Here is a 25,918-nt window from a genome sequence, read left to right as displayed (position 1 = left end):
AGCTCTAAAGAATGGAGTCAGAATCTATGTCACAGGGAAAAAAGCGCCAGATAAATATCTTCGGCACCATGATGTGGGTGCAGGGGGCTTGCCTGTTGTTGGCAGTGATCGGACTTTGGCTTTCCGATGTGACGCTATCACCAGCAAGAGGCGACCCGTGGAGTTCTATTGCCTGGGGAGTCTTGGGCGCACTGTTTAGCTTTGCTGTGGTTGTGGCATTGACCCGCGCCCATCATCGCGTGGGGCGTACTCTGCGTTGGTACTGTGCCCAGCTGGCGCCAATTTTCTGCAAAATGCCCTTGGCCCAGGTGGTACTGTTGTCTCTCGCCGCAGGTGTTTGTGAGGAGTTGTTATTTCGTGGCTTTCTGCAAACCTGGCTGTCGCAACTGAGCTCCCCGCTGCTGGGGTTGCTCGGAGCTTCTTTCGTTTTTGCCCTTCTTCACTGGGCTTCGCTGATCTATGTGCTGCTAATTTTCGCATTTGGCTTAATTCTTGGTTTTGTCTACCAAGCCAGCGGCAGCCTATTGGGGGTGGTTGTCTGGCATGCCCTCTACGATTTTTTTGCCCTGGCCACACTTGCCTATTACCCGAAAGTACTGGGTGCGGACCGTTGGCTGGTCAAGTAACAGACGCATTTTAGTGGCTGAGTGCGTCAGCCTTAAAGCAGGGTATGCGCTAGTAGTAGGGTTAGTAGGGCGGTCATGGTAAAGCCGATCAGCGCTAGCAAGCCATCGTGAGCCACCAAGGCCAGCCCAAAAATAGTGAGGGCGAAGCCGGCTGTAGTGGCCGAAAAGGGCACCAGTTCCATCAGCGGCATTGTCAGGGCGATAAGTGAGCAAGTAGTGGCAATAGCATAGGTACCACTGCGCTTTACCAGAAAATGCAGGCGTGGCTGCATCCAGTGATCGGCAAACTCTGCCGGTCGCCTCAACCAGTGCAATGCTCGGGTGAGCTTCTTCTTGGAAATCGAACGGTTTAATAGCCACTGGGGCAGCCACACATGTTTGCGCCCCAGTAGCAGCTGAATGGCCACTAGTAGGAGTAATGCTGCCATGGAGGTAGATATGCCGGGCACGCCGCTTAGGGGAGAAAATAGAATCAATCCCACCACCAGCAGAAAGGGCGCATAAGAACCGAGCCCTACGGCATCTATTACCAACTCTAGGGAGACCCGTTCAGTATGCCGGCAGCTGGCTTCTATGTGTTCCAGCAGCTGGCATAGGCCGGTAAATTCCTGGGGCATAGGCTTAGGCTTCAATGCCCATTACTGATTGATCGGACAAGAACGGTGAGTCGGGATCTTCCATCTGGGATCTTCCATCCGGGATCTTCCATACTGGCGCTTATGCCGGTGATAGGCTACGTAGATAAGCAGCAGGGAGGGGGCTAAAGACAGGAGCAGCCTAGATAAATAGTGCACAAACAACAGCATGGCGTTCACCGCAAAGGGAATCCTATAGAGATAGTCTGTGCCGCCAAAGCCTCAAGCGCCAGCCCAAAAAGGCGCTAGTTGGAAAACAATTCATCCAGAGTGAAGGTTTCTTGGCCTTTGCCCTCTTTAAGACTCTCTCTCACCATCTTTGCCGCTACCTGAGCCCCCTCAATTGGGCGAAAACGCTGTAGTCCGGGGAGTCGGCAGATCCAGGGTAATAATATGGCGCCAATTTTCTCTGCTGGACGGGAATCGCCCCGCTCACCTAAAAGTAGGGAAGGGCGAAAGATACTGGTTCGGGCAAAGGACAAAGATAAAATTTCCTGTTCAAGTTCCCCCTTCATTTGCAAGTAGGCATTGCCACTTTTGGTATTGGCACCGCTAGAGGATACCAGCAGGTAATGCGACACCCCATTATCCGCAGCAAGCTTTGCCGCCTGGTATTGATACTCCACATCCACCTTATGTTGTTGCTCCAGGCTGCCTGCTTGTTTTTTGGTAGTGCCAAGGCAGGAAAAAAGCAAGTCACCACGGAATAAGTCTGCATAGTCCGTCAGATGTTCAAAGTCCACAATTTCATTGCGTACCTTGGGGTGGCGAATAGGGGCATTTCGGCGGGTAAGAGTGATTATCTCATCGATAGCGGATTCCTTTGCCAACAGTTCAACCAGTTCACTACCAATCAGTCCCGTTGCACCGATAATAATTGCCTTCATTATAAAAATTTCCGATTCATACATTTGCCAATTAGCTGATGATCCACTATTTAGGGGTGGTGTTGTCAAGTGTATTGGTCCCTTTCCCCGCTGTAAATTTTCCGACTATTTTTTTAAATAAATGGGCGATTTATTTAAAAAAATAATTCCAAAAATAAATGTAGAAATGTTTGCTTATTACATATTAATCTCCTTCGTAATTGTTAGTGAAGGTATCAACCCTTTTAGGGAGTCGGATTGAACAATGCTATTTGATTACTCGAAACAGAAGTTGCCTATTCGTGAAGGTCTACGTGAGGCAAATTTAAAAGCCTGGCAGTTTATTGGGGAGACCGGTAATTGGTGGTCTGCCCAGCAGCACCTTGCCATTGCCAGAGAGGTGCGTGCAGCACATGAATGTGCATTTTGCCGAGAGCGGAAGAAAGCGCTTTCACCTTATCAGGTGGAGGGGCGGCATGAATCTAATTCGGAACTTTCCGAAGTTATTGTCGATACAGTTCACCGTATAGTGACAGACTCCTCCCGTTTAAGTGACGAGTGGTTTAAAAGACTAATACCCTCAGAAATCTCCAAGGGACAGTATGTGGAGTTGGTCGCTGTAGTTGTATTTGTCATGAATGTGGATACCTTCCATCGGGCACTGGGTTTACCTTTGGAGGCATTGCCAGAAATTCAAACTTTAGTGAATGAATCGCCATCGCAATATATTCCCGGAGGCTTGGAAGAGGACGCAGCCTGGGTGCCAATGATCGGCAAGAGCCAGTGTGCAGAGGAGGAGCAAGATTTATATAGGGATGTCCCCAAGCCCACTAATGTGCTTAGAGCTTTGAGTTTGGTACCAGAGGCGGTGCGTTGTCAGCGCTATATGGAGAATCGTTATTACTTTTTACCCTCTGAAGTCATGCAGGTAGGTGAGAGTCACGATCGTGCACTATCTCGTATAGAAATTGAGTTAGTCGCTACCAGGGTGTCGATGAATAATGAGTGCTTCTATTGTTCGGCGTCTCACGCAATGTTGTTACAAGTAAGCGGAGAGGTGCAGGGTAAGCAGCAAAATATCACCGACTTGCTCTCTTCGGAAAGAGCGGCAGCTAGTGAAAATAATGGACCTGGTAATGGGGGAATTTCCGGGGAGTATGCGGAGCTTATTGGCTTTGTGGACGCTGCTATGGGGGATGATAATCAGCAACTTGTCCTCGCCAGGGAGAAGTTATCCAAGGAGCATGGTGATTCTGCACTGGTGGATACGGCCGCGCTAATAGGCAGTTTCCAGCGTATGAATCGTATTGCCAGCGCCACAGGAATAGAGCTAGATCAAGAAGTGGATCTGTTAAGTCAGCAGGTACAAAGTCAACTGGCGCTGGATACATATGCCCAGGCAAGTGAGACGACGGCCGGGGGTAAGGCATTGGGGTGGCTGTTTGCCAAGGTTCGCCCGATTTTGTTTAAAATGGTGGGGAAAAGAGCCAGGGATAGGGCTTAAGTAGCAAGCTACTCTCCCTTTGGAATAGTGAGCCAGATTCAATTGATAAAATGCCTATGGTGGGCTAGAAAAGCCCATATGCCAATGAGGATGAAGCGTCTACCGTTATAATCGTTATCGGTATAGTGTGGATCTTGATGGGCCCGTTTCTATAGTGGCTTCAAAGGTCCTCTCAAGGTTTGAAGCAGTAAATATAGAGCAAGGTGCACGACGGAGAAATTGGGTGTAGTCATTCCTGGCAAAACTTTCTGGTCAATCTTGGTGCAATATTTAATGAACCAACAGATACAGTACATTTACCCAAAAGTACTTCACTGGGCTGATGGCTGCCCTGCATCTCCTGCTTGCGCATAGGCATACGGTCTATGCGCTGAAAAATTTCTACAGGGGAAAAGGTAACTGTACGATATTTTTCTCTGCCATCCTTGCCAATTAGCACAACTTGCTCACTATTTCCCTTGAAATATTCATCGCGAATATTTTTACCAAAATCCCCGGTAATTTTTCCTGCATAATTCGTTTCAATTTTGTCACCTGAAAATAAAAACCAGAGAAGTTGCCTCTCAGCAAATTGTGGCCCCAGCTTGAGCAGTGACTCTAGGGTTTCAGGGGGCTTTGGTGGGTTTGCTAGCAGTAAAATACGATTTTTCCATTGAAAATCTTTGAGGTTACTTATAGCTGTTTCTTCAGCGGCAAGCTGTAAGGATTGAATAAGTAATAGCAAGAAAAATAGTGTACGCATTATCACAACTCTGCTATTTAGATTGCTAAATACATTGGAGTTTAGCTGAGTAAACTCAACTAAGCTTAAGTAGTACCCTTTGTGGCACTCCAAAAGAAACGGTTTTGGGTGACCCTTTCAAGCTTACCGGTTTTTGTAATCAGGTTTAAGGATAAAAAATCGAATCTGCGATAGATTAGCGTATTGCATGGTGTGGTCGAACTCCCCTGGCCTAACAATCAAATTGGAGTTTCTGAAGCTGGTACCATTTATGGCACATATGCAGGAGCCTACCCAGCAGTCAAACCGTTTAGGCCTATTAGCCATTTATGTTGCCCTATTTATCATTGCCATTGATATCAGTGCATTCTCCCCGGCGATTCCCGCCATAGAAAGGGAGATGAATATGAATATTACCACTTCACAGTGGGTAATTAATGGCTATGGGCTGGTTTTTGGGGTAATGGTTGTTACCGGTGGCCGTATTGCCGACATTATTGGGCGGCGCCGTACCTTCATCATTGGTGCGTGTATATTCCTTATCTTTTCCCTACTCGGAGGGCTAGCTGTAAATGTTCCAATGCTGTTGGCTGCCAGGGCTGCAATGGGTATTGGGGCCGCCTTAATGTGGCCATCAATTCTGGGGATGGCTTACAACCTTATGCCAGAAGAGCGCGCAGGGGAAACCGGCGGATTAATTATGGCCATCTGCGGTCTTGCCAATACTTTGGGGCCAGTAGTGGGGGGAGTGTTGGCAGATCTACTAAGTTGGCGCTGGCTATTCTTTTTCAACTTGCCCATCGCTACTGCGGCGGTCTATATGTGCTGGAAATATATCCCGATAGATATACCTTATGACCCAAACGAAAAAATTGACTATTTGGGGGTTTTGACCCTTACGGGTTCTTTGTTAAGTTTTCTCTTGGCCTTAAATTTCGCTTCTGAAAATGGCTTTATGAATCCCTTGGTAGTGGGGTTATTAACCTCCTTTCTTCTGTTTACGGTTGCTTTTGTACTGATTGAAACAAAAGAGCGAGATTTCGCCCTGATACCTCAGGATATCATTAAGAATAAGCGATTCTTTGCCGCAGGAGCTGTTACCCTTTTTACCTCCGTAACTTTTTTTTCCGTGATCTTGTATTTGCCACAATACTTAACCAATGTGCGGGGTTTCTCTACTATTCAGTCCGGCTTGTCCCTGGTACCCATGATGGTCGCTTTTGGCATGATGTCCTTTATTGCAGGTAAATTATATTTGCGTACCGGAGGGAAAATATTGGTATGTGTTGGAATTTTGGGCATGAGCCTGGGGATGTTTTACTTGTCCAGGCTGGGAGAAGGGTATAACTACATCTTAGGGCTGATTATATTAGGCGCTGGCCTGGGGCTGTTTAACCCCTCGACAACCACAATGGTTATTGCGGTTGTAAATCCCAACCGCGCTAGTTTAGCAAGTGCTATTATTTATATGCTCAAAATTACCGGTGGAGCGGTAGGGCTTGGTGTAAATGCGGCCATATTGGGTTTCTCTCCAGATATCACATCGGGTATTAGCTTGGCATTTGAGGTAAACGCTTGTTTTGCTTTTGTGGGCTTTGTTGTTGCTTTCATGTTTATGAGCGCTCCTAGAATTCCAGAGCGGGAAGGCGGGTAGTCACTGAAGTGCAAGACCATGTGATGAAAGTGAAGGAAGCTGCGAATCTATCCGAATGGATTGCAGAATTGCTGAGGGATTTATAGGGGTGAGTCAGCTACAGATTTCCAGAGGGCAGGTTTATGGCTTATTTGCTGCCGCTCTGGCCTTATTTATGATCGCGATTGATATGAGCGCCTTCTCCCCTGCATTGCCAGCTATACAGCGTGAGTTTGGATTTGATATCACCACTTCGCAATGGGTGATTAATGGTTATGTACTTGTCTTTGGTATTTTGGTGGTCACTGGCGGTCGCATAGCGGATATCTATGGCAGAAAACGTGCATTTATGGTGGGAACGGCCATTTTTGCTCTCTGTTCATTAATTGGTGGCCTCGCTATTGATATGGCCATGTTACTGGTAGTCCGCTGTCTGATGGGGATAGGTGCAGCGTTAATGTGGCCCTCTATTATAGGTATGACCTATAGCCTGGTTCCCAAAGAGTATGCTGGGCAGGTTGGTGGGGGCTTGATGGCAGTATTGGGGGTGGCAAATATTGTTGGGCCTGTGGCTGGAGGGGTGTTGGCTGAATATTTAAGTTGGAGGTGGATTTTTTTTATAAATATTCCTCTTGCGATTACCATAATTTGTTTTTGCTGGAAGTCAGTTCCAGATGATGTTCCCAAAATTTCACGAGAGAAGATAGACTACCTGGGAGTTTTGACGTTGAGCATTTCTCTGTTCAGCCTTTTGATTTCTTTGAATTTGGCTGCCGAAATTGGTTTCAGGGATCTATTGGTGATCTATCTGATAATGCTATTCTTAGTGTTCATCTGCTTGTTTATTATTGTGGAAAAGCGCAATCAAGAGATTGCATTAATTCCTGCTGATATTGTCTCTAATAAAACATTTTCCCTGGTAAGTTTGGTTACTCTTTTATCGGCAGTGATGTTTTTTGCCGTTATTTTGTTTTTGCCCCAGTTTTTAATTGAATATCGGGGGTTTACGGCAGTTCAGTCTGGTGTGGGAATGATCCCCATTATGGCAACCTTTGCACTGACCTCCTATCTATCGGGTGTTCTGCATAAACAGCTGGGGGCTAAATTGTTGATATGTGGGGGACTTGTCTGCAAAGGCGCTGGAATATTTTCACTATCTTATCTGAACAAAGAAACAGAATATCTTGAGCTTATACCCGGATTGATTATTTTGGGGATTGGTATTGGCTTGTTCAATCCGGCAGTGACTACCGCTGCGATATCAGTTGTAGATTCTGCGCGCTCAAGCTTGGCGAGTGCGATTCTTTATATGTTCAAGATTGCAGGAGGTGCCTTGGGCTTGGGAATCAATGCGGCTATTGTAGGTTTTGCGCCAGATGTGGTGAGTGGTATTGGTTGGGCCTATACGGTAAATGCTTATTTTGCTCTTAGTGCGTTTGTGATTGCTGTTTTCTTTCTTCCCGGGCAGTTACCAAAAGCCTTCTCGAGACGGAAGTAATAATGAAACTTAATCGTTTTAAAAGATCCTGTGTTGGGTTTGTAAATGTGCTCAGGAGCATGGTTTGATAATGTGTTGAGTTCGATTTGAGATCTAGTGCGCAGGAGGTTTCAATTAATGCCCGCGCTAAATTCTACTCTAGGAAAGGAGCAATATTTAGGGCTCGCGGCCTTGTCAGTGGCTGTGTTCCTTGTGGCAAATGACTTTACGGCTTTTGCTCCTGCATTACCTGCTATTGAAAGTGAATTTAATGTAGACATTACCACTTCCCAGTGGATTATTAATGGCTATGCGCTGGTCTTTGGGGTGCTGATCATTACTGGTGGCCGGCTTGCTGATCTCTACGGTAGAAGAGGTGTATTTTTTTGCGGTACCCTGATTTTTATATTTTTCTCCATTTTAGGCGGATTGGCAGTTAATGCTAATATGCTGTTGATTTCCCGAGCTTTGATGGCAGTTGGGGCAGCGTTGATGTGGCCATCAATTCTGGGGATGACCTATAACTTGATGCCCGATGACCGCTCTGGCCAGGCTGGCGGGCTGATTATGGCAGTTTGCGCTTTTGCTAATGCCGTAGGCCCAGTACTGGGAGGAATACTGGCGGACCTTTTAAGCTGGCGATGGATTTTTTTAATCAATATCCCTATAGCATCAATCGCACTATTTGTCTGCTGGAAAGTAGTTCCGTTTACACCACCAGAGCAGACAGAAGAGAAAATTGATTATCCAGGTGTAGCAACACTTTCTATTTCACTATTTGGACTATTGTTTGCGTTGGATATTTCTGGGCAGATTGGCTTCAAGCATCCATTGGTTATTGTTTTGTTGACGATATTTTTAGTTTTTATATGTTTATTTTCCGTTATTGAATGTCGCATAGGGCGTACTGCATTGGTTCCAGGTGATGTTATCGGCAATAAAAAATTTCTTTCAGCAAGTGTTGTTACCCTGTTAGTCGCTGTTTTGTATTTTTCAGCCTTACTTTATATTCCGCAGTTTTTGACAAAAACACAGGGGTATAGCGCGATGCAATCTGGTATGTCATTGATTCCATTGATGGTTGTTTCGGGAATCTTTGCTTATATATCAGGGCGTTTTTATGAGCTGATTGGGCCAAGGTGGTTGGCTGGGGCAGGCACACTCTGTATGTGCGTAGGAATGTTTATGTTGTCTCATCTAAGCGACCATACCGGGTTCATTAGCCTTTTGCCGGGTATGATAATGCTGGGTACAGGCATTGGCCTCTTTAACCCTGCAATTACCACTGCTGCAATCACTGCTGTATCACCAAGTCGAGCCAGTTTGGCCGGAGCCGTAATATATATGTTTAAAATTGCTGGAGGTGCCATTGGTCTTGGGATGAATGCGACTATCGTGGCTTTTTCACCAGATATCTCTTCAGGTATTGACCGGGCGTTTACGGTTAATGCTTATCTTGCACTTGCAGGGTTGGTTGCTTGTCTATTTTTTGTTGGTGCTAGCCAGAAGAAAGAGGTATCTGGTTAGTATTCCTTTTGAGAATATCTATAAGTAAATAGCTCTTCAAAAGAGTGATGATTTTAGGGGTGACGGAGGGCACTTTATAGTAACTATCATAGTTTTCAAGCTTCTATCCGCTCTTAATTACTAAAATAGCAGAGTTGAATTATTTCTAAGTTTCTATTTTTCGAAAATAAATATGGTCGCTATAAGTTTTTCCGCCAATCATATGAGCTTCTGGGATGATCATATCAAGATGAAAGCCGCACTTTCCGAGCACTCGCTCTGAAGCAATGTTGCCTTCTGTTACCACTGCCTTATAGTGCGCAATACCATGCTCTAAATATGCCCATTCCATTAAGCCGCTAAGCGATTCGGTACCATAACTTTTTCCATGGAATTCTGGTAACAGTAAATAGCCAACTTCAGCTATGCCATCCTCCAAATGAAACCCAGTTACACCCATTTTCTGGCCGGAGAGCTTATCTATAATAACCATACACAACCAAGTATTAGAGTTTGCTTCCCAGGGGGTAAGTCTTGATTCAAACTTAGACTTTAATACTGTTTCATCTGGCGTATCGAAACATAACTGGATTACTTGAGGGTTAGTATGCAGACTTACAAAAAGTGACCAATCACCCTCGGTGATTAGTGACATGGTTAAGCGCTGGGTACTGACTTTCATTGTCTGCTCAAGATTCCATTAGTTCATTAATTTTGATGATATTTCAGGTTTGTTTAAAAGTTGATCTACACCTTTGAGTGGGAATGAATCTGCGAAGTAAGTTTGAAATAAATTCAACTTCGCAGATATCTAAAGATTAAGAGGTTATTAAAGTTTTTGCTCTTCAATGGTGGAATTCATTATGGCTACACATGCACTCCCTGGCCCAGCGCAGGGACCTTTCAAAATGTATGTGGCGCGCTTATTACAGCCGGAAGCGCCGTATGTACGCCGGTCAAGTTGATGGATCGTCATTGATTTAGCATCACAGTTTAAGTCAAAGGGTGCTCTTTTTGTGACAGTTTCCTCCATGAGGGAGGTGCAACCACTTAGTGAAGCAATCAAAATGCTTGACCACATTAATTTACGTCCCACGGGTAATCCTTTTCGATAAAATTGATGAAGTAGATAGGGAAACATACACAGGCCTAAGCTTGTGGAATGTTAATAGATTTATTAATACAAACTTGACTATGTTTCCTGTTGCTGAAAGTTAGATTTATTTCCCTTTAAGGTCTAGGTAACAATTATATTGTTAAAGCTATCCTTTGGGGAGTAGCCATTCTGGCTTTTGTCGTAAGTTAACGATCTCTTAGGGAGGGATGATCGTCTTACCTTGATCGTTAGTACTAGTTAATCCTTTCATGATCACCCACCTGAAGGTGGTATGTTCGGCTTCCAAGCTGATTGCACCTTAAATCGTTTAATAAGATCCTGAATCTTGGAGCTCATACAGCTTGCGGATACTATTTCTTGGTATACCCTGTCAGTTGCTCGTTTACCTGCGTCTAGAAGTATCTGCGCTGTTTGTTTTTCTGTTAGTTGGGGCCTTTTCTCTTTAATGTATTGAGATGACATACGTGTTACCAGCTCATAATTTGCCAGGAATGAAGCTAACTCTGGTTTTTTAGGTTGGTAACACTTACCAGCAGCAGCACTAGACAAGGTGAAGTGTTCATACATCTTAAGGATTTCAGGCGTACTCTGGGTAGCGGAGTTTGAGCTGGATAAAAGTGCGATGGATAGAGTTATTATGAATTGCATAACATTTCCATATGCTAAATGGTCTGCACTTATTTTAACTTAGAGAGCTTAGTTTTTACACTGTTTGAATAATTGATTTTACTATAAGGTGGCTTACTTGGCTGGAAAATAGATTTTTTGGTTTTACCAGAAATGCCAAGTAGCCACCCATATTATCACTATAGTATTTTTGGTCATCTTTGGGTTCACATTTACTACTGAGAGGGTAGGGGGCTGAAAAGCTCCTTTTTGTATTCCATCCATTTTTTCATGGATTCAGAATTTCTTATAAGTTCTTGCATTTTATGCATGGACTCTAGATGCTTCGTTTCTTTTTGCTGATACATCTCTATGCCATGTTTCTTACTAAGATCCGCAATCTCTTCAAAGGAGTTTGCTTGAAATTCAACATCACAAGCGCCATCTAATTGCTTGCAGGTCATAGTTTTCATATCGAACTCCTTTTGTGAAAGGCAATTGATTTTTTGGCGTGCTAATTTTAAGACAACTGTAGATTTTAAGAGGTAATGGTGGAGAGGTACAGATTGGGAGACTTGAGCGATAGATGGTATTGCTAAGCTTGCTGCAGCTCTTTGAGAGGGCTTTTGAGTGTACTTATGGGTATTTACGGGCCTTACAAAGGGCCACGTGGCCACAGTTATTAGACTCAAAAATCTTATGCGTGCCTAACCATTACCTTAATAGTAATATCTTACGCTTGTTTGAATGCTCGTGATAGGGACTAATTGTGCAAACCTCCTGAATTAGATACTGTGCATATGGGGCTGGCTGGAGAAAATAAAGAGTGGTGGTTCTTGTGTGCTAACTGGATAAAAATTTATGAATTTATTTTTTACTTGGCCTAGAGAGCTAGTCATCTAATGACATAGGAATCATTAAAGCACAATCCATGTGGTGGTGAGGGGTATAGGTATGGCTAGGAATGCTAACAATTCTACTAGCTATAAGTTATGCCTTGGTATTAAGAGGCTGTTGTTTTGCTTTATAACTCTAAAACTTGTTGCGCAAGCGCTATATACATCTCCAAGCCAACAATATAGTTGCCGGAAGCAGTACAACAAACCATCCAGTCCTTGCTGCAGGTTGATAGGGCTAATCAAGAAGGTAAGAACCATCATTGGTAGTACCTACTTTGCAGTATCAGTAAAAACCCTTCCCCATTATGAAATGCTTCATCTGTTTTTTTTGTGAACCACCAAGATATCAGATTTACTGTGCTCGATCGTGATAAGTAAACCGAAGAAAAGTGAGAGCACGTCGAGAAGATTAGTAAAAAGGTAATGAGTATTCATCGAAGTCCCTTTTCATTGTTATATTTTTTTAGCTTAAATTTATAGCTTGGGTTGCCCCCATTGTTCATCTATTTTAAGGTTTTAATGTATAAATGTGGGTTTCAAATGGACACTTTTGTGTCGGTTAATTTTGTGTAATTTATATGGTTGAATCCAAAAAGTGACCTCCTGCCAAAAAGACGTAGTTTGTCGCCAGGTTTGAGATCCTCCCATGACTTTTTTGTCACGCCGCATATCTGATTGCTCATTAAGGAGTTGTACTCACTCAGAAGGATTCTACCTTTGCAATGCTTCTCTCGGTATCTAGATGATTTTCCTGAAACTGTTACATCTATGCTGCCGTGAGTTGATATGAAAAAATGTAATGTTGCTGGTAATCCTCTTGCTATTGAAAGATAGATGGTAATTGGGATCCCCATAGTTAAAGCTATCCCCATCAAGAGAGGACTTTTTTTCTGATCTGCAATAATTTTCCTTATTGTCGATTTTCTTCTGGGGAGAGAAATGAATAAGATTGTGAGTAGAACTATAGAAAGAGTGATGCTAGTAGAAGCAAGAAACTTAGCCTTTTCATCACTAATCAAAAGTTCACTGGAAGCTCCAATTGGGAGTAGGCAGACTATGCCAAAAGCTATACATGCATATATCTTGTGCTTAAGTGTTGCTCTTTTCTCGAGTGAGGAATCCATCGTTACCTTTTGTACGGCTGACTGATCATTTATTGAAGTCGCAATATATCATTTGATGTATGTGCTTCCCAGGCACTTACAACGATTTATAGTTCAGTTGGTTATTCTTTGGAGGGTAAATCTTTAAAGTGACAAAAACATAAAATTCAAGTCGTGATTAATAAGGTTAACTAAGGAGTGGTAAATTTTTCAGTAAAAATGGTAGCTTAGTCAGCTATATGGCACTTCTCAAAAGTTCATTTATTGGTATTCAGGTTGCTTATATTTGCTCGTTGGTTCTATCTAGGTGATGCTGCAAATACTCACAAATAAAATCCACACATAGTTTAATTTTTGGTATTTGATATTTACTGCGCTCGTAAAGAAGAAAGATGCCAATATCACCTCCAGGACTGACAGAGACTTTACCTTGGGTGGGAACCTGTACTAATTCTCCAGATTCCAGGTGTTCACAAATACTCCATGAGGGTACACAGAACATACCGCGATGGTTCAGTGCTGCAGCCAGTAAAGCTTTGCCATTATTGCTGATCAGGTGGGTGGATAGCTTTAGTGGCACCCAATGATCATCATCGAAATAGTGCCAGTCAATCAGTCCTCTGGGGCCGCGGTATTGGAGGGCGTGGGCAGATTCAATAGCCTGTTTGTTTAACGGTAACTCTTTCCCTAGGGTGTTTAGGTACTGGGGTGTGGCGGTGAGTGAGAATTCATTCTTGGATAGACGCTTGGCGATGACATGCTCATCGGGAGCGGAGCCTCCGCGAATGGCGACATCTACAGGGTCTTTACCTAGCTGGGTAAGATCGTCGCTATAGTGCAGGTCAAAAACAATGTTTGGATAACGTTGGACGAATTGTTCCAGTAGGGGGGTTAAGTGCTGTTCGCCGTAAGAAGGTAGGCAGCTGATACGGATCAACCCGCTGGGGGCTTCGAAGGTTTGGCTCACCAGCTCATCTGCCTGCTCCAGTTGGCGAATGGCTTCATTAATCATGGAGTAATAGAGCTTACCCAGTTCGGTAACTTCCACCTTGCGGGTGCTGCGCTGCAATAGCTCTACTCCCAGAGACTGCTCAAGGTCCCGCACACGCCGAGAAATAGAAGAGGCGGGAACATCGAACTCCTCAGCCACTGCAGTAAAACTACAGAGTTCTGCCACACGCTTAAAGTAGCGTAATGCCCGGATTTTGTCCATAAAGCCCCTATTCTTGCTTGTTTACACGGCAACTTAGCATTCATTATTGTCAGAAAGACAAAAGAGTTCCACTAAATGCTCTCTGTTTCTCAGTTGGGGCAGGGGGCACTATCGCTCTCATTCTTGAACTGATGACTAGAGAGATTAATGAAAGCACTCAAAATTACCCAGTATGGCGATATCGATAGCAGCCTGGCTTTCCAGGAAGCGAATGTACCCGAGCCAGGTGCGAGCGAGGTGTTGATCAAGATCAATGCCGCCAGCATCAACCCCATTGATCTAATGGTGATGCGCGGCGAGATGAAAGCGCTAAAGAAGCTCAACTTGCCGGTGGGAATTGGCCGGGATCTGAGTGGTGAGGTGGTCGCAGTGGGTAGTGGAGTCTCACCATATCAGCCCGGAGAGGAAGTGTTCGCCAGGGTGGGGGAGGATCACGTGGGCACCCTTGCCCAGTATCTGGTGGTGGATGCTACGCATCTGGCGAAGAAACCTGAAAACCTCTCCCATGAAGAAGCTGCAAGTATCCCTTTGGTGGGGCTGACCTCCTACCAGGCCTTGATCCAGGTTGCTGGTTTGAAGAAGGGAGAGAAAGTATTGATCCATGCGGGTTCCGGTGGCATCGGCTCTATGGCGATTCAGCTTGCCAAGGCCTACGGCGCTTATGTGATTACTACAACCAGTAGTGCCAATGTGGACTGGGTGCGCAAACTCGGTGCGGACCAAGTGATCGATTATAAGAAAGAAAACTATCTGGATTTATTGTCTGATATTGATGTGGTGTATGACACCCTAGGCCAACAATACACAATGGATGCCTTTAGAGTATTGAAAAGAGGCGGCAGAGTAGTATCTATTGCTGGGGTGCTGGACCCGTTGACGGCGAGGGAGTTGGGTATCAACTGGTTTTTCCGTAAGCTAATCGGGCTTAAGTCTCGCCCGGTATTGAAACAGGCGAAAGACAAGAATGCGTTTTACCGTATGGTCATTATGCAGGCGAATGGGGATCAGCTCAGTGAGCTAAGCGCCTTATACAAGGACAAAATCATTTCTCCTGTAGTTGATAAAGTTTATCCATTTAGCCAGAGTCTGGCGGCTTTCTCCTACCTGAATACCAAGCGTGCAAAGGGTAAAGTAATCATTTCATTGAACAGCGGCGATTAGATCGCCGGGCTATTTGAGCGGCTTCTTTCCAAGTTGGCAGTCATTCCTGTATCTATTGGGTGATTGCCAATGGCTAGCCCCCGCTTATTTTATTGCTAGTCGCAAATGATAAATGATTATCGATTGCACAGCAGGTACTTTTAATATTTTATAGGTTGGTAGTTTTGCTTGTGAAAGACTTTCACAATGAATCTATAAAGCAGTAGCCATTAATATTTCGGCGCGAATTTAGAATTAATGAGATCTGCCTCACATAATTGCTCAGTCGCATCACTTCTCAGTGCAAAAAATTAACAATTGCCGGTTTTCCTAGATTTGACTTTCCTCACATCTGCCTATTTCTCTATTCACTACAATGCCGCTGGCTGAAAGGTCCCTGTTTACAGGCACTTCAATGTGGCCCTCAAGGGGTTTGCACATCGCTGGTTTTCATTGATAAGGATTGGGTCAGAGGTAGGCCACATGTTCAGAATTTTACAGATAGCTCTCCTTCTTTTACTGGCTGCCGCAGTGAATGCGCAGAATGTCAGTCGTGATGATATCCGTGGTTTGGACGAGCAAATCCAGGATGTTAAGAAAGATGTAATTGATCTGACAGCAACTTTGGCACAGTTGGAAGAGAAACTGTTGTTTCCTTCCAATACTCAGGTGGCTTTGTTTGTCTCTGTCGCAGACGAAAAGCCTTTTGAACTGGAATCCGTAGAAGTCACTCTCAATGGTGAAATCGTGGCGCACCACCTCTACACCTATCGGGAAATTGAATCCTTACAAAAAGGGGGGGTGCAAAAAATCTATACCGGTAATGTGCAGGCTGGTGGACACCCATTACAAGTGCGCTTTATAGGCAAGACCCCTTCCGGTAAAGAGTATCGAGCCAATGCTTCTTATCAAATCGACAAGGCGGTAGGGCCAAAGTTTGTCGAGATCAGAATTTCCGGAACCGAGTCCGAGATTAACTTCAAGGACTGGTAACCATGCGTATACCCCTGCTTTCGGCATTTCCCGGCGTAGCTGGAGCTGGCCTGCGAGTTCTCAGCTTTACATTATGTAGCTTGTCTCTACTCCCTAGTGTGGCTGGCGCAGACGATGATAAAGAAGAATTGCGCGATCTGTTCTTTGGTGCGGCCATGTACTACGCCCACCAGGAAAACTACTTTGATGCGATTGTAGCGCTGGATAACGAGCTGGCCCAGTATCACCGTCTGGATGAGCCCGAGTTAGACCCCTTCAGTAATCATCTTGGGCAGGCTGAATTCTCTGTGGGTGACATGGAGCTTTCCTACCGTATGCACCGGGAAGCGGGGCGCGCAATTGAAGCGGTGCTGAAGGGCAATGTTTCGCAGGAGGTGCGCAATGAAGCCGCCTATCGTCTGGCTAAAATTCACTACCACAAACAGCAGCCTCTAAACGCTTTGCATGCGCTGGAAATGATTGAGGGCAGGGTGCCCTTGCGGGTGCGTGCCGAGGAGCAATTCCTGCGCGCGCGGGTTTTTATGGAGTTGGGGCGTCTCGAAGAAGCGGTAGAGCTACTGAAAGACCTGAAAGGTGAGGAATCCCTGGAGGGCTTTGTGGAGTTCAACCTGGGCATTGCCCAGTTGAAATCCGGCGAGGAAGCACGCGGGGTGTTGGAGCTGACCGCTCTGGGCAAGCGCCACAGTGGCGACCCGGCCGATCAGGCCCTGTACGACAAGACCAATTTATTACTGGGTTCCCACTTGATGGAGGCCGGCGAACTGCAGCTGGCGCGCCCTTATTTTGACCGGGTGAATCTCGAAGGGCCTTTCTCCAATCGGGCGCTGCTCGGTGCCGGTTGGGTGGAGGCCCGAGCGGGGCGTTTCGATCGCGCCCTGGTGCCCTGGCGGATATTGCAAAACCGCAAGGGCACCAATGAATCGGTGCAGGAAGTGATGCTGGCTGTGCCTTACGCCTACGGAAAATTGGATGTACACAGTACTGCGGCAATTCATTACGGCCGCGCCCTGGATGCCTTTGGTCGTGAGATCGACACACTGACGGCTTCCATCAACAGTATTCGTCAGGGCAAATTTCTCGAAGCTTTGCGGCGCAAAGAGGCTACCCAGGTACAAAACTGGGTGGTGGCGCTGCGCAATCTGCCGGAGGCACCGGAGACTCACTATCTCCTCGACCTCATGGCCTCCAATGACTACCAAGAATTCCTGCGTAACTACCGCGACTTGAATGATCTCTACGAGCGCAATAAAGAGTGGCTTAAAAGTCTCACTGCCTTCGAGGATATTATCAGCGCGCGTCGGGCTTACTACGAGCCCCTGTTACCACAGCTGGATGAGCAGTTCCGTACCTTGGATGCACGGATCAAGCTGCGTATGGAGCAGCGCGATCAATTTTCCAGTCGCATAGAGCAAATGCTGGTTTCCCGCCGCCCGGAGTATCTCGCCACCGCCGAAGAGCAGGAAGCGCGCCTGCAACTACTGCAGCTGCATAAGCAGATCGCACGCAATCCTAAAGGTTTTACCGAGCAAAGCCGCAACCGTGTTGAGCGCTTGCAGGGTATTTTGGATTTGCGTCTCTCTACGGAATATCACCAGCGTCTCACCGAGGCCTATAAGCATTTGCAGGCCCTCAATGCTGAGATCGAAAAGTTACAAACGGTGTACCGCTCCTATGTGCGCAGTCGTCAGGCGGCGACCCACAGTTACACCGGTTATAACAAGGATATCCAGCGTTCTCGTGCGCAGATTCGTTCGGCCCAGCAGCGTCTGGAGATGTTGATGGCGCGCCAGGGCAGCATGCTGGAAGCACTCGCTGTTGAAGAGCTGGAGCGCCGCCGCAGCCAACTGGAGAGTTACCAGATCAAAGCGCGCTTCGCCCTAGCCGACAGTTACGACCGCGCCAATGAGCTGCAGGAGCAGCGCGAGGATCAGCGCAAGATTGAACAGCATCGTGAGGCTCAGCCTGAAACTTTGCCAGGGCAAAACCCTCCCGAATTGGAAGCACCGGAAAGCGAAAATGGGCTGCAGGAGCAGAGCCAAGCAGCCCGGCCGGAAACTCTGCCTGAGAGCAATCCTGCCGAATTGAAAGTGCCAGAAAGTGAAAATGGGCCACTGGAGCAGGGTGAGCAACCCCAAACAGGCCAGCCGGAAATTTTACCTGAGAATAAATCCACTGAACGGCAAGTTTCAGAAACTGAGGGGGATAAGGCGTGAAACCTGTAAATCATCGCGTAAGCCTCTCTGCTAGTTTTGCGATCGAGCCAATAACTACAGGGCGGAAGCCCAAAAATGCACTGCGCTATGGTGCATTCGCCGCGGCATTACTGTTACTTAATGCTTGTGCGGTGAACAGCGGTAAAACAATTGGCAGCCTGCAAAATGTCGATATTGAAATTAAAGAGGAATATATCGACGGCAGCCTGGAAAAGGCCCTGGCAAGTTATCAGCGCTACCTGCAGGAAACGCCCGAATCGAGTCTCACCCCTGAAGCGATGCGTCGGATTGCCGACCTGAAAATTAAGCAGGCGCACCGGGCCGAGGATGCTGCCATTGACGGTATTGCTCCTGCCACAGCAAGCAGTGGTGCTGTGATTGCCATCGAAGCACCGGAGGCAACTGCAGAAAATACTCTGGAAGCCCCGGCTGAGGTAACCGCGCCTGTTGCCAAGGTGCAGCGTATCCCCACTGAGCATGTAGCAGGTGCGGAGTCTGATGCGGACTTTGAAGCCCGCGCTAGTGGCAGTGTGGATATCGCCGCAGACACCACTCCACTGCAGGTTCCTGAAGAAGGCCCGGAAGCGCTGATGTCGGCGAATGCCCGAGAGGCCATCGCGCTGTATCTCAACCTGCTGAAGAAATACCCTCTTTACGACCGCAACGACCAGGTGATGTACCAGCTCTCCCGCGCTTATGAAGAGGCCGGGCAAATTGATGCCGCAGTAGATGTATTGCGGCAGTTGGTGGCCAAATACCCGGATTCCCGTCATATCGATGAAGCCTGGTTTCGCCTGGGGGAATATTACTTTACCCGCAAAAAGTATCTGGATGCGGAAGAGGCCTATGGCCGGGTAATCACCATTGGGCAGATTTCCAGTTTTTACGAGCTGGCCCTGTATAAACGCGGTTGGTCCCTGTTTAAGCAGGATATGTACGAGATGGCCCTGGACGATTATGTGGCCATGCTCGATTACAAAGTCTCCCAGGGTTACGACTTTGACCAGCAGACCAATACGGTTGAGCGCAAGCATGTGGACGATACTTTCCGCGTGGTGAGTCTGAGCTTCTCATATATGGAGGGCCCGGATTCAATTGTCGACTATTTCTCCCGCAAGGGCGCGCGTCAGTATGAATACCTGGTGTACAGCCATCTCGGTGAGTACTACCTGAATAAGCGGCGCTACCAGGATTCGGCCAAATCCTATATCGCCTTTGTGGAGCGCAATCCACTGCACAAGGTTTCTGCGGACTTTTCCATTCGTGTGATCGAGATTTACAGCAAGGGCGGTTTCCCCAAACTGGTGCTTGAAGCGAAGAAGACTTTTGTAAATACCTATGCCCTCAATGCCGACTACTGGACAGTATTCGATATTAATGAGTTCGGCGAGGTGGTCGAATTTCTACAGGCTAACCTGATCGACCTGGCCGGCCATTACCACGCCGCCTACCAGAACAAGAAACTGAAGGATAAAAAGGGCGAGCACTACCTAGAGGCAATTCACTGGTATCGCCGTTACTTGCAGTCCTTCCGTGAAGCTGAGCGTGCGCCGGAAATGAACTACCAGCTCGCCGGCTTGATGCTGGAAAATCGCGATTTCCACAATGCCGCTCTGGAATATGAGCGTACCGCCTACGAATACCCTGCCCACAAGGATTCCAGTGAGGCGGGTTACGCTGCGGTTTACGCTTATCGCGAACATCTGGCCAACAATCTGAAAGAAGCCAGTGCAGATCAGCGCGCTCCATTGTTGCGTGAAATTATCCGTTCATCGTTAACCTTTGCCGATACCTTCTCACAGCACGCCAAAGCGCCGCAGGTAATGCTGGGTGCGGTGGAAGATTTGTACGGTCTTAAAGACTATACGCCGGCGATCGATAACGGGCGCCAGCTATTGGAAAAATTCCCAGCGGCAGAGCAGGAGATTCGCCGCTCCGCCTGGATGGTGGTGGCCCACGGCTCTTTTGATACCCATGCCTATGCCGATGCGGAAGTGGCCTATGGAGAAACCCTGAATCTCACCGCCACCGATGCCAAGGATCGTGCTGGCCTGGTCGACAATCTGGCGGCATCCATTTACCAGCAAGGTGATATGGCCCGCAAGCAGGAGGACCACGCTACTGCTGCCGGCCACTTCCTGCGCATTCGCGCTGCGGCTCCGGGAGCCACTTTACTGGCCACCGCCGAATACGATGCTGCTGCCTCCCTGATTGTGCTCAAGGATTGGACCCAGGCCGCCACAGTGCTGAACAATTTCCGTGGGAATTTCCCAGAACATGAACTGGCCAAAGATGTCACCAAGAAACTGGCGGTGGTCTATCAGGAAAGTGGCGAGCTCTTATTGGCAGCGGCGGAGTTTGAGCGTATTGAGCGAGAATCTGAGGACGAGGAAATACGCCGCGAAGCTCTGACGCAGGCAGCGGATCTCTACAGTACCGCTAAAGACAGCGACAGGGCGTTGGCGGTGTTGAGGCGCTACGTGAAGCTGTTCCCCAACCCCATGGAGCCCGCGCTGGAGACGCGGCAAAAAATCGCCGATATCTACAAAACTACTGGGCAGCAAAAACGCTATATGCAGGAACTGCGTGAGATGGTGCGCATAGAGAAGCGGGGCGGTTCCCAGCGCAGTGATCGCACCCGCTACCTGGCTGGTAGTGCCGCGTTACAGCTGGCTGAGCCCAGTTATCGGGCCTTTACCCAAGTGGCGCTGGTTAAGCCAATCGAGCAGAACCTCAATTTGAAACGCAAGCGCATGAAAAAAGCGATTAGCGATTTCTCTGCCCTGATTGATTACCAGGCAGCGGATGTGACCGCCGCAGCCACTTATTACCTCGCGGAAATTTATTTGCACTTCAGTGTGTCTCTGAAAGAGTCCGAGCGCCCAACGAATTTGAGTGCGCTGGAACTGGAAGAGTACGAGCTGGCTCTGGAAGATCAAATTTATCCGTTCGAGGAAAAAGCGATTTCCGTGCATGAAAAAAATGTCGAGTTACTTGGGATGGGTATCTACAACCCCTGGATCGATAAGAGTATCGGCCAACTTGCCGGTCTGATGCCGGCCCGTTATGCCCGTGTCGAAGAGGCTGGTGACTATCTGCAGAGTATTGTCCCTCTGCCACCGGAGCCGGAGGCCTTGGAATCAGCGGAAGTAGTTTCCGGCCAGTAATAGCGAGAATGGAGAAGAGGGCTATGCAAATAAAACTGCGAGTGGTTTTCCTGTGGGTGGTTACGCTGTTTTTGGCTGCCTGTGCGGGAGTTCAGACCAAGTCGGGCAAGGTTTCTGATTATTCCTCTGTGCGGGTGTCCGGCAGTGTGAGCCGGGACTTTGAACGATCCCTGGAATTCCTTGCGGATAAGGAGTTTGCGCGCGCGATTGAGTTGTTGGAGACGGTAGTTGAGCGGGAGCAGCGTTTGCCCGCGCCTTATATTAATCTCGGCATTGCCCAAATTCAGGTGGCAGAAGAAAAAAAAGCGGAAGAGGCTTTTCTTAAAGCATTGGAAATAGATGCCGAGCACCCGGTGGCCACTAATGAATTGGCAGTGCTTTACCGCAAGCAGGGTCGTTTTGCCGATGCGCGCAAAATTTATGTGAATGCCTTGGCAGAAAACCCCGAATACCTGCCATTGATAAAAAATCTCGGCATATTGTGTGATCTCTATCTGCAAGATCTCCAGTGCGCTCTGGCACAATTCCAGCAATATGTACAGCTGGAACCCGAGGACCAGGATGTGTCTATCTGGCTGGCGGATCTCAAACGGAGGGCGGGCAAGTGATAGCGCAGTGTAAATGGATTTTGCCGTTTATGATGGGGTTTGCCATTTTTCCTTTTGCCGGTGCGCAGGCACAAGAAGGTGAGAAAAACCAAGCCACAGATAAGAAAGTGGATACCAAAGTTAAAGAGTTATCGGGTATTTCCATTATTGGTAATAAGGAAGCGCCCAAGTCTCTGTATATCGTTCCCTGGAAAAGTTCCGAGGTGGGTGTCGAAAGTGATCTTGTCTCCAGTTTGATGGACGACAAGCTCAAGCCGCTCGACAAGGAAGTTTTCATGCGTGAGCTGGAGTTCTACCAGCTCAGCCTGTCCGGCGATTAACGCCGTCCTTTCTCTGGCTAAAGCCAGAGCAGCAACCAATTACTGCAGTATTTCTCAAGAGGGTTTGTAATGGACTTTTTCAACAGCGTCATCGAGTTTTTCCAGACGGGCGGTACTTTTATGTACCCCATTCTTGTGGTGGCCGCCCTGGGTGGCGCAGTAGCAATTGAGCGATTTATTCGCCTGCATTACGAGCGTCGTACCAACCGCACTATGTGGGATAAATTGCAGCCAATCCTCTCCAGTGGTGATTTCGATCGTGCGCGCAATCTGGTTAAGCAGGATAACTCCAGTGTGGCAAAGCTACTTTCCATGGGGCTGGCCCGTCAGGGTGCAGTGCGCCGCCGCGAAGATATCGAAATCGCGATGGAAGAGAGCATGATGGAAATCACTCCGCAGCTGGAAAAGCGCACGCCCTACGTAGCACTGTTTTCTAATATCGCCACGCTGCTGGGTCTGCTCGGAACTATTATGGGCCTGATTGAAGCCTTTACCGCAGTGGCCAATGCCAACCCGGCAGAAAAAGCCGACCTTCTTTCCGCCAGTATCTCGGTAGCGATGAACACAACGGCTTTCGGTCTGATGACCGGTATCCCCCTGTTGATTGTGCATGCACTGCTCAACTCCCTCACTGGAGAAATTATCGATAGCCTGGAAATGGTTTCCGTAAAAGCCTCCAATCTGATTGACAGTTCAACCCGCCGTCGCTTCGAAGTCGATGCGCCTGCTTCAAAAAATAAAGGTGAAAACAAGTCGGCTAGCAAGTCTGAGAAGCACACCAAATCACAACCAGTGGCCGAGGCCAAAACCGAAGAACAGCAAACGGAAACTGCGTAATGAGAAGGCGGCGCCACGGGAGAGATAAAGAGGCCCCGGAGCTGGACATCACCGCCTTCCTAAACCTGATGGTGGTGCTGGTGCCGTTTCTGTTGGTATCGGCGGTGTTCTCAAGGGTAACAATTTTAGAGCTAAATATGCCGAGCGGAGCCGGTGGTGGAGCGCCGGATGATCCCACGGTCACGGTAGAAGTCGTCGTTCGCACAGAGGCGCTGGAGATTAGTGATGGTGAGAAAGTCATTGCGCGTTTTCCAAACCTGACGCAATCCGAAGAGGGTGAGTCTGCGCCGCTGGAAGCGGCTACAGAGGAAGGTGCCGGGGAGGGTGAACAGCTTGCTCTGTTGCCAACCGCGGAGGTCTACGACCTGAAAAAACTCACCGAGTTTTTACTGCAGGTAAAGGCCAGCTATCCAGAAAAAACCGACTCCATTTTGTTGATGGAAGCGGATATTGCCTATGAGCACTTGGTGGGTGTAATGGATACCGTGCGCGGAGCCGAGGTGCGTGTGGAAGGCAGCGATCCCAGTGATCCAAGTGCTGTAGAGAAAGTGGTGCTGTTTCCCGATATTTCCATAGGAGATGCGCCGTGAGACATGAAAGCCGACGTATGAAGCGTATGGCGCGCAGCCATAAGCGTAAAAAAACCTCGGGTATGAACCTTACCTCGCTAATGGACGTGTTCACCATTTTGGTTTTTTTCCTCTTGACCAACACCTCCAGTAATGAAGCGTTGGAGCCACCCAAGGTGATCACACTGCCGGATTCGGTGGTGGAGACCAAACCAAGGGAAACCGTAACCCTGATGGTGACCAATGAGGAAATTCTGGTGGAATCCAATTCAGTGGTGGCTACCAGCGAGGTACTTGAGAGTGAAGAAATCATTATCGAGGCCATTAAGCAGGCGATGATCGCCGAGATGGGTAAGGCTATCGGTGTGGCCCAGGCCTCTGCTGAGGCGGAGGCCGAGGAAGCCGGCACCGAGGGAGAAGTTCAGCCGGAGCCACCGGAAGTCAATATTCTCGCGGACAGGGGCATTCCGTTCAGTTTGCTTAAGAAGGTGATGTCCAGTTGTACGGAAGCTGGTTACACCAAGGTATCGCTGGCGGTTATTCAGAAAGCATCTCAGGGTTAATGGAAGTTTGTGAGTAATTTTCTACAACAACAGCAGGCACTTAGCGAATCGCTCAATGCGGTTCGCCAGCGCATGCTCCTGCTCGAGGATGAGCGGCAGCAGATAGAGGCACAGCTGGCCGAGTTGCAGGCCAATGGCACCAAGTTCCAGCTGCTTGATGAAATTTCCGAGCGCTTGCGCAAGCTCGAAGAGGCCGGCGCCGGTGAAATGTTCTGGGCCGAGGATTACAGGGTCGATGCCTCCGAGCGGGTGATTGCTCGAATCGGTGAGTCCACCCGCGATTTCAACGAACAGCTGGAGCAGCTGCATCAATCCCGCCGGCAAGTGCTCGATAATATTGAATACTGCAGCGAGGAAATCTTTGCTCTGGACGAGCAGGCAGATGAGCTGCGCCGTGAAGAGGAAGAGTCCAAGTACGAGTTTGAAATTACCCGTGAGTTCGAGCAACCGGATTTTCGCCCAATGGTTATGCCCTGGCATACGCAGGGTGAAGATGAAAAGCGTTTCCGTCTCTGTGTATTCGCCTCTCTGTTTATTGCCACTTTATTAGGTTATCTGGTGCCACTCTATACGTTGCCGGAACCGGAAAGCGAAGTGGTTGAGATTCCAGAGCGTTTGGCCAAGCTGGTAATCGAGAAGAAAACCAAGCCCAAGCCACCGCCGGAGCCGGAGAAAACCAAGCCCAAGAAAGAGGAGAAGAAGCCCGAGCCCAAGCCTGAGCAGAAAGTGGCCAAGCAAGAGCCCAAGCCAACCAAAACTGAGAAGAAGCAGGCGCGCAAGAAAGCTGAGCGCACAGGTGTTCTGGCCTTTAAGGATAATTTCCAGGATCTGATCCAGGATGATCTGGATAACCGTCTCGGCCAGCAGACCCAGCTGAGCACGGCGGGTAAGAAAGAGAATCGCAGCCAGCGCTCTCTGATTACGTCTGCCGCAGCCAAGGGCAGTGGTGGCATCAGCGCTTCAGATGTGAGTCGCAATGTGGGTGGAACGGGTTCTTCCCTGGGTGGTGTCGAGTTTGCACGTGTTGAAAGTGCTATTGGCAATGAGGGTGACTTTGCCGGTGAGGACCGACCGCTCAGCGATGGTGTTGGCCCGTCTCGTACCGACGAGGAAATCCAGATTGTCTTCGACCGCTATAAGAATGCGCTCTATCGCATCTACAACCGCGAGCTGCGCAACAACCCGGCTCTGCAGGGCAAGATGGTGCTGAAGATCACTATCGAACCGGATGGCTCTGTGTCCCTGGCACAAGTGGAGTCCAGCGATATGGATTCGCCGGCACTTAATGCCAAAATTGTTGCAAGGGTCAAACGGTTTAACTTCGGTGAAAAGGCTGGTGTTCCAACAATCACCATTCTCTACCCGATCGACTTCCTACCGCAGAGTTAATCAAATGGGCCTCCTTCTCGCTTGTGCGGGAAGGGGCCCCTTTTTTTCGGGCAGTTTTTGTCTGCTTTCACAGCTTTTTCCCTCCTGGGTTTGCCTGAGAACCACTTGGCAATCTTCAAAAAAGTCCTCCTGCTGGGCGGTATTTATGACCTGCTTCACGGCCACTTTTCCCCTCTGCAATTAAAGTTCGCGCACCGGGCAGACCCTGTGCGG

22 protein-coding genes are annotated in these 25,918 nt (G+C 48.0%); 15 read left to right on the top strand and 7 right to left on the bottom strand.

Features of this window, described 5'->3' with window-relative positions; translation table 11 throughout:
- Window positions 1–26: 26 nt before the first annotated feature.
- Window positions 27–626: a CPBP family intramembrane glutamic endopeptidase gene (locus ACJJIJ_RS10340; RefSeq protein ID WP_444939505.1), complete on the top strand. Its 600-nt coding sequence runs from the start codon at window positions 27–29 to the stop codon at window positions 624–626.
- Window positions 627–658: 32 nt separating this feature from the next.
- Here the strand turns inward: ACJJIJ_RS10340 and ACJJIJ_RS10335 are convergent, their stop codons facing one another.
- Together ACJJIJ_RS10335 and ACJJIJ_RS10330 are read right to left on the bottom strand one after the other, a co-directional pair.
- Entirely contained in the window at window positions 659–1,243 is a 585-nt protein-coding gene (locus ACJJIJ_RS10335; protein ID WP_252082158.1) for an exopolysaccharide biosynthesis protein, read from the bottom strand.
- 263 nt (window positions 1,244–1,506) lie between these two features.
- Window positions 1,507–2,148, bottom strand: coding sequence for an NAD-dependent epimerase/dehydratase family protein (locus tag ACJJIJ_RS10330; RefSeq protein WP_252082157.1), 642 nt, complete (start codon window positions 2,146–2,148; stop codon window positions 1,507–1,509).
- A gap of 244 nt (window positions 2,149–2,392) precedes the next feature.
- On the opposite strand from ACJJIJ_RS10330, the gene ACJJIJ_RS10325 reads away from it, so the two are divergent.
- A complete protein-coding gene (locus tag ACJJIJ_RS10325; protein ID WP_444939504.1) occupies window positions 2,393–3,631 on the top strand; it encodes an alkylhydroperoxidase-related (seleno)protein in 1,239 nt (412 codons plus the stop codon).
- Between the two features lie 229 nt (window positions 3,632–3,860).
- Here the strand turns inward: ACJJIJ_RS10325 and ACJJIJ_RS10320 are convergent, their stop codons facing one another.
- Entirely contained in the window at window positions 3,861–4,373 is a 513-nt protein-coding gene (locus ACJJIJ_RS10320; RefSeq protein ID WP_444939503.1) for a DUF4174 domain-containing protein, read from the bottom strand.
- Window positions 4,374–4,623: 250 nt separating this feature from the next.
- On the opposite strand from ACJJIJ_RS10320, the gene ACJJIJ_RS10315 reads away from it, so the two are divergent.
- The 3 genes from ACJJIJ_RS10315 to ACJJIJ_RS10305 all read left to right on the top strand — a co-directional run bounded on the left by ACJJIJ_RS10315 (window position 4,624) and on the right by ACJJIJ_RS10305 (window position 8,989).
- Window positions 4,624–6,006, top strand: coding sequence for an MFS transporter (locus ACJJIJ_RS10315; RefSeq protein WP_252082154.1), 1,383 nt, complete (start codon window positions 4,624–4,626; stop codon window positions 6,004–6,006).
- A gap of 88 nt (window positions 6,007–6,094) precedes the next feature.
- Window positions 6,095–7,483 carry an MFS transporter gene (locus tag ACJJIJ_RS10310; RefSeq protein WP_444939502.1) on the top strand — a complete coding sequence of 463 codons (1,389 nt, stop codon included), beginning with the start codon at window positions 6,095–6,097 and terminating at the stop codon, window positions 7,481–7,483.
- 117 nt (window positions 7,484–7,600) lie between these two features.
- Window positions 7,601–8,989 (top strand): MFS transporter, encoded by a 1,389-nt coding sequence (locus ACJJIJ_RS10305; protein ID WP_444939501.1) that lies wholly within the window; start codon window positions 7,601–7,603, stop codon window positions 8,987–8,989.
- A gap of 145 nt (window positions 8,990–9,134) precedes the next feature.
- Here ACJJIJ_RS10305 and ACJJIJ_RS10300 read toward each other — a convergent pair whose 3' ends face one another.
- The 4 genes from ACJJIJ_RS10300 to ACJJIJ_RS10285 all read right to left on the bottom strand — a co-directional run bounded on the left by ACJJIJ_RS10300 (window position 9,135) and on the right by ACJJIJ_RS10285 (window position 13,906).
- Window positions 9,135–9,650, bottom strand: a complete 516-nt coding sequence (locus ACJJIJ_RS10300) for a GNAT family N-acetyltransferase (protein ID WP_444900430.1) — start codon at window positions 9,648–9,650, stop codon at window positions 9,135–9,137.
- Window positions 9,651–10,927: 1,277 nt separating this feature from the next.
- A complete protein-coding gene (locus ACJJIJ_RS10295) occupies window positions 10,928–11,164 on the bottom strand; it encodes a DUF1059 domain-containing protein (protein ID WP_444939500.1) in 237 nt (78 codons plus the stop codon).
- Window positions 11,165–12,126: 962 nt separating this feature from the next.
- Window positions 12,127–12,714, bottom strand: coding sequence for a hypothetical protein (locus tag ACJJIJ_RS10290; protein WP_444939499.1), 588 nt, complete (start codon window positions 12,712–12,714; stop codon window positions 12,127–12,129).
- A 259-nt stretch (window positions 12,715–12,973) separates the two neighbouring features.
- Window positions 12,974–13,906, bottom strand: a complete 933-nt coding sequence (locus tag ACJJIJ_RS10285; protein WP_444939498.1) for a LysR family transcriptional regulator — start codon at window positions 13,904–13,906, stop codon at window positions 12,974–12,976.
- 147 nt (window positions 13,907–14,053) lie between these two features.
- On the opposite strand from ACJJIJ_RS10285, the gene ACJJIJ_RS10280 reads away from it, so the two are divergent.
- From ACJJIJ_RS10280 to ACJJIJ_RS10235, 10 genes are all read left to right on the top strand, one after another.
- Window positions 14,054–15,067 (top strand): NADP-dependent oxidoreductase, encoded by a 1,014-nt coding sequence (locus ACJJIJ_RS10280; protein ID WP_444939497.1) that lies wholly within the window; start codon window positions 14,054–14,056, stop codon window positions 15,065–15,067.
- A 462-nt stretch (window positions 15,068–15,529) separates the two neighbouring features.
- Window positions 15,530–16,039 (top strand): hypothetical protein, encoded by a 510-nt coding sequence (locus ACJJIJ_RS10275; protein ID WP_252082145.1) that lies wholly within the window; start codon window positions 15,530–15,532, stop codon window positions 16,037–16,039.
- A 2-nt stretch (window positions 16,040–16,041) separates the two neighbouring features.
- Window positions 16,042–18,252, top strand: coding sequence for a tetratricopeptide repeat protein (locus ACJJIJ_RS10270; RefSeq protein WP_444939496.1), 2,211 nt, complete (start codon window positions 16,042–16,044; stop codon window positions 18,250–18,252).
- Complete coding sequence (locus ACJJIJ_RS10265) at window positions 18,249–21,419, top strand: tetratricopeptide repeat protein (RefSeq protein ID WP_444939495.1); 3,171 nt, start codon at window positions 18,249–18,251, stop codon at window positions 21,417–21,419. Before ACJJIJ_RS10270 ends, ACJJIJ_RS10265 begins: the two co-directional genes overlap by 4 nt.
- Before the next feature lie 23 nt (window positions 21,420–21,442).
- On the top strand, window positions 21,443–22,027 hold the full coding sequence (locus ACJJIJ_RS10260) for a tetratricopeptide repeat protein (protein WP_444884439.1): 585 nt from the start codon (window positions 21,443–21,445) through the stop codon (window positions 22,025–22,027).
- A complete protein-coding gene (locus ACJJIJ_RS10255; protein ID WP_252082141.1) occupies window positions 22,024–22,347 on the top strand; it encodes a hypothetical protein in 324 nt (107 codons plus the stop codon). Before ACJJIJ_RS10260 ends, ACJJIJ_RS10255 begins: the two co-directional genes overlap by 4 nt.
- Before the next feature lie 69 nt (window positions 22,348–22,416).
- On the top strand, window positions 22,417–23,184 hold the full coding sequence (locus ACJJIJ_RS10250) for a MotA/TolQ/ExbB proton channel family protein (protein ID WP_252082140.1): 768 nt from the start codon (window positions 22,417–22,419) through the stop codon (window positions 23,182–23,184).
- Window positions 23,184–23,774 (top strand): ExbD/TolR family protein, encoded by a 591-nt coding sequence (locus ACJJIJ_RS10245; RefSeq protein WP_252082139.1) that lies wholly within the window; start codon window positions 23,184–23,186, stop codon window positions 23,772–23,774. The genes ACJJIJ_RS10250 and ACJJIJ_RS10245 overlap by 1 nt, the downstream gene beginning before the upstream one ends.
- The gene (locus tag ACJJIJ_RS10240) at window positions 23,771–24,316 is read left to right on the top strand and encodes an ExbD/TolR family protein (protein WP_252082138.1); all 546 of its coding nucleotides are present in this window, start codon (window positions 23,771–23,773) and stop codon (window positions 24,314–24,316) included. Before ACJJIJ_RS10245 ends, ACJJIJ_RS10240 begins: the two co-directional genes overlap by 4 nt.
- A 9-nt stretch (window positions 24,317–24,325) precedes the next feature.
- Window positions 24,326–25,705 (top strand): AgmX/PglI C-terminal domain-containing protein, encoded by a 1,380-nt coding sequence (locus ACJJIJ_RS10235; RefSeq protein ID WP_252082137.1) that lies wholly within the window; start codon window positions 24,326–24,328, stop codon window positions 25,703–25,705.
- The last annotated feature ends 213 nt before the right edge of the window (window positions 25,706–25,918 follow it).

It is taken from the genome of Microbulbifer mixtoriginis (SeqCode) (assembly GCF_052467945.1).
Note: the sequence above shows the minus strand (reverse complement) of the source record. Positions and strands in the feature narration are given on the sequence as shown.

Excerpts from the sequence above, each read along its gene's own strand:
- ACJJIJ_RS10340 (WP_444939505.1), top strand. The coding sequence starts at position 27 with ATGTCACAGGGAAAAAAGCGCCAGATAAATATCTTCGGCACCATGATG.
- ACJJIJ_RS10335 (WP_252082158.1), bottom strand. The coding sequence starts at position 1,243 with ATGCCCCAGGAATTTACCGGCCTATGCCAGCTGCTGGAACACATAGAA.
- ACJJIJ_RS10330 (WP_252082157.1), bottom strand. The coding sequence starts at position 2,148 with ATGAAGGCAATTATTATCGGTGCAACGGGACTGATTGGTAGTGAACTG.
- ACJJIJ_RS10325 (WP_444939504.1), top strand. The coding sequence starts at position 2,393 with ATGCTATTTGATTACTCGAAACAGAAGTTGCCTATTCGTGAAGGTCTA.
- ACJJIJ_RS10320 (WP_444939503.1), bottom strand. The coding sequence starts at position 4,373 with ATGCGTACACTATTTTTCTTGCTATTACTTATTCAATCCTTACAGCTT.
- ACJJIJ_RS10315 (WP_252082154.1), top strand. The coding sequence starts at position 4,624 with ATGGCACATATGCAGGAGCCTACCCAGCAGTCAAACCGTTTAGGCCTA.
- ACJJIJ_RS10305 (WP_444939501.1), top strand. The coding sequence starts at position 7,601 with ATGCCCGCGCTAAATTCTACTCTAGGAAAGGAGCAATATTTAGGGCTC.
- ACJJIJ_RS10300 (WP_444900430.1), bottom strand. The coding sequence starts at position 9,650 with ATGAAAGTCAGTACCCAGCGCTTAACCATGTCACTAATCACCGAGGGT.
- ACJJIJ_RS10295 (WP_444939500.1), bottom strand. The coding sequence starts at position 11,164 with ATGAAAACTATGACCTGCAAGCAATTAGATGGCGCTTGTGATGTTGAA.
- ACJJIJ_RS10290 (WP_444939499.1), bottom strand. The coding sequence starts at position 12,714 with ATGGATTCCTCACTCGAGAAAAGAGCAACACTTAAGCACAAGATATAT.
- ACJJIJ_RS10285 (WP_444939498.1), bottom strand. The coding sequence starts at position 13,906 with ATGGACAAAATCCGGGCATTACGCTACTTTAAGCGTGTGGCAGAACTC.
- ACJJIJ_RS10280 (WP_444939497.1), top strand. The coding sequence starts at position 14,054 with ATGAAAGCACTCAAAATTACCCAGTATGGCGATATCGATAGCAGCCTG.
- ACJJIJ_RS10275 (WP_252082145.1), top strand. The coding sequence starts at position 15,530 with ATGTTCAGAATTTTACAGATAGCTCTCCTTCTTTTACTGGCTGCCGCA.
- ACJJIJ_RS10270 (WP_444939496.1), top strand. The coding sequence starts at position 16,042 with ATGCGTATACCCCTGCTTTCGGCATTTCCCGGCGTAGCTGGAGCTGGC.
- ACJJIJ_RS10260 (WP_444884439.1), top strand. The coding sequence starts at position 21,443 with ATGCAAATAAAACTGCGAGTGGTTTTCCTGTGGGTGGTTACGCTGTTT.
- ACJJIJ_RS10250 (WP_252082140.1), top strand. The coding sequence starts at position 22,417 with ATGGACTTTTTCAACAGCGTCATCGAGTTTTTCCAGACGGGCGGTACT.
- ACJJIJ_RS10245 (WP_252082139.1), top strand. The coding sequence starts at position 23,184 with ATGAGAAGGCGGCGCCACGGGAGAGATAAAGAGGCCCCGGAGCTGGAC.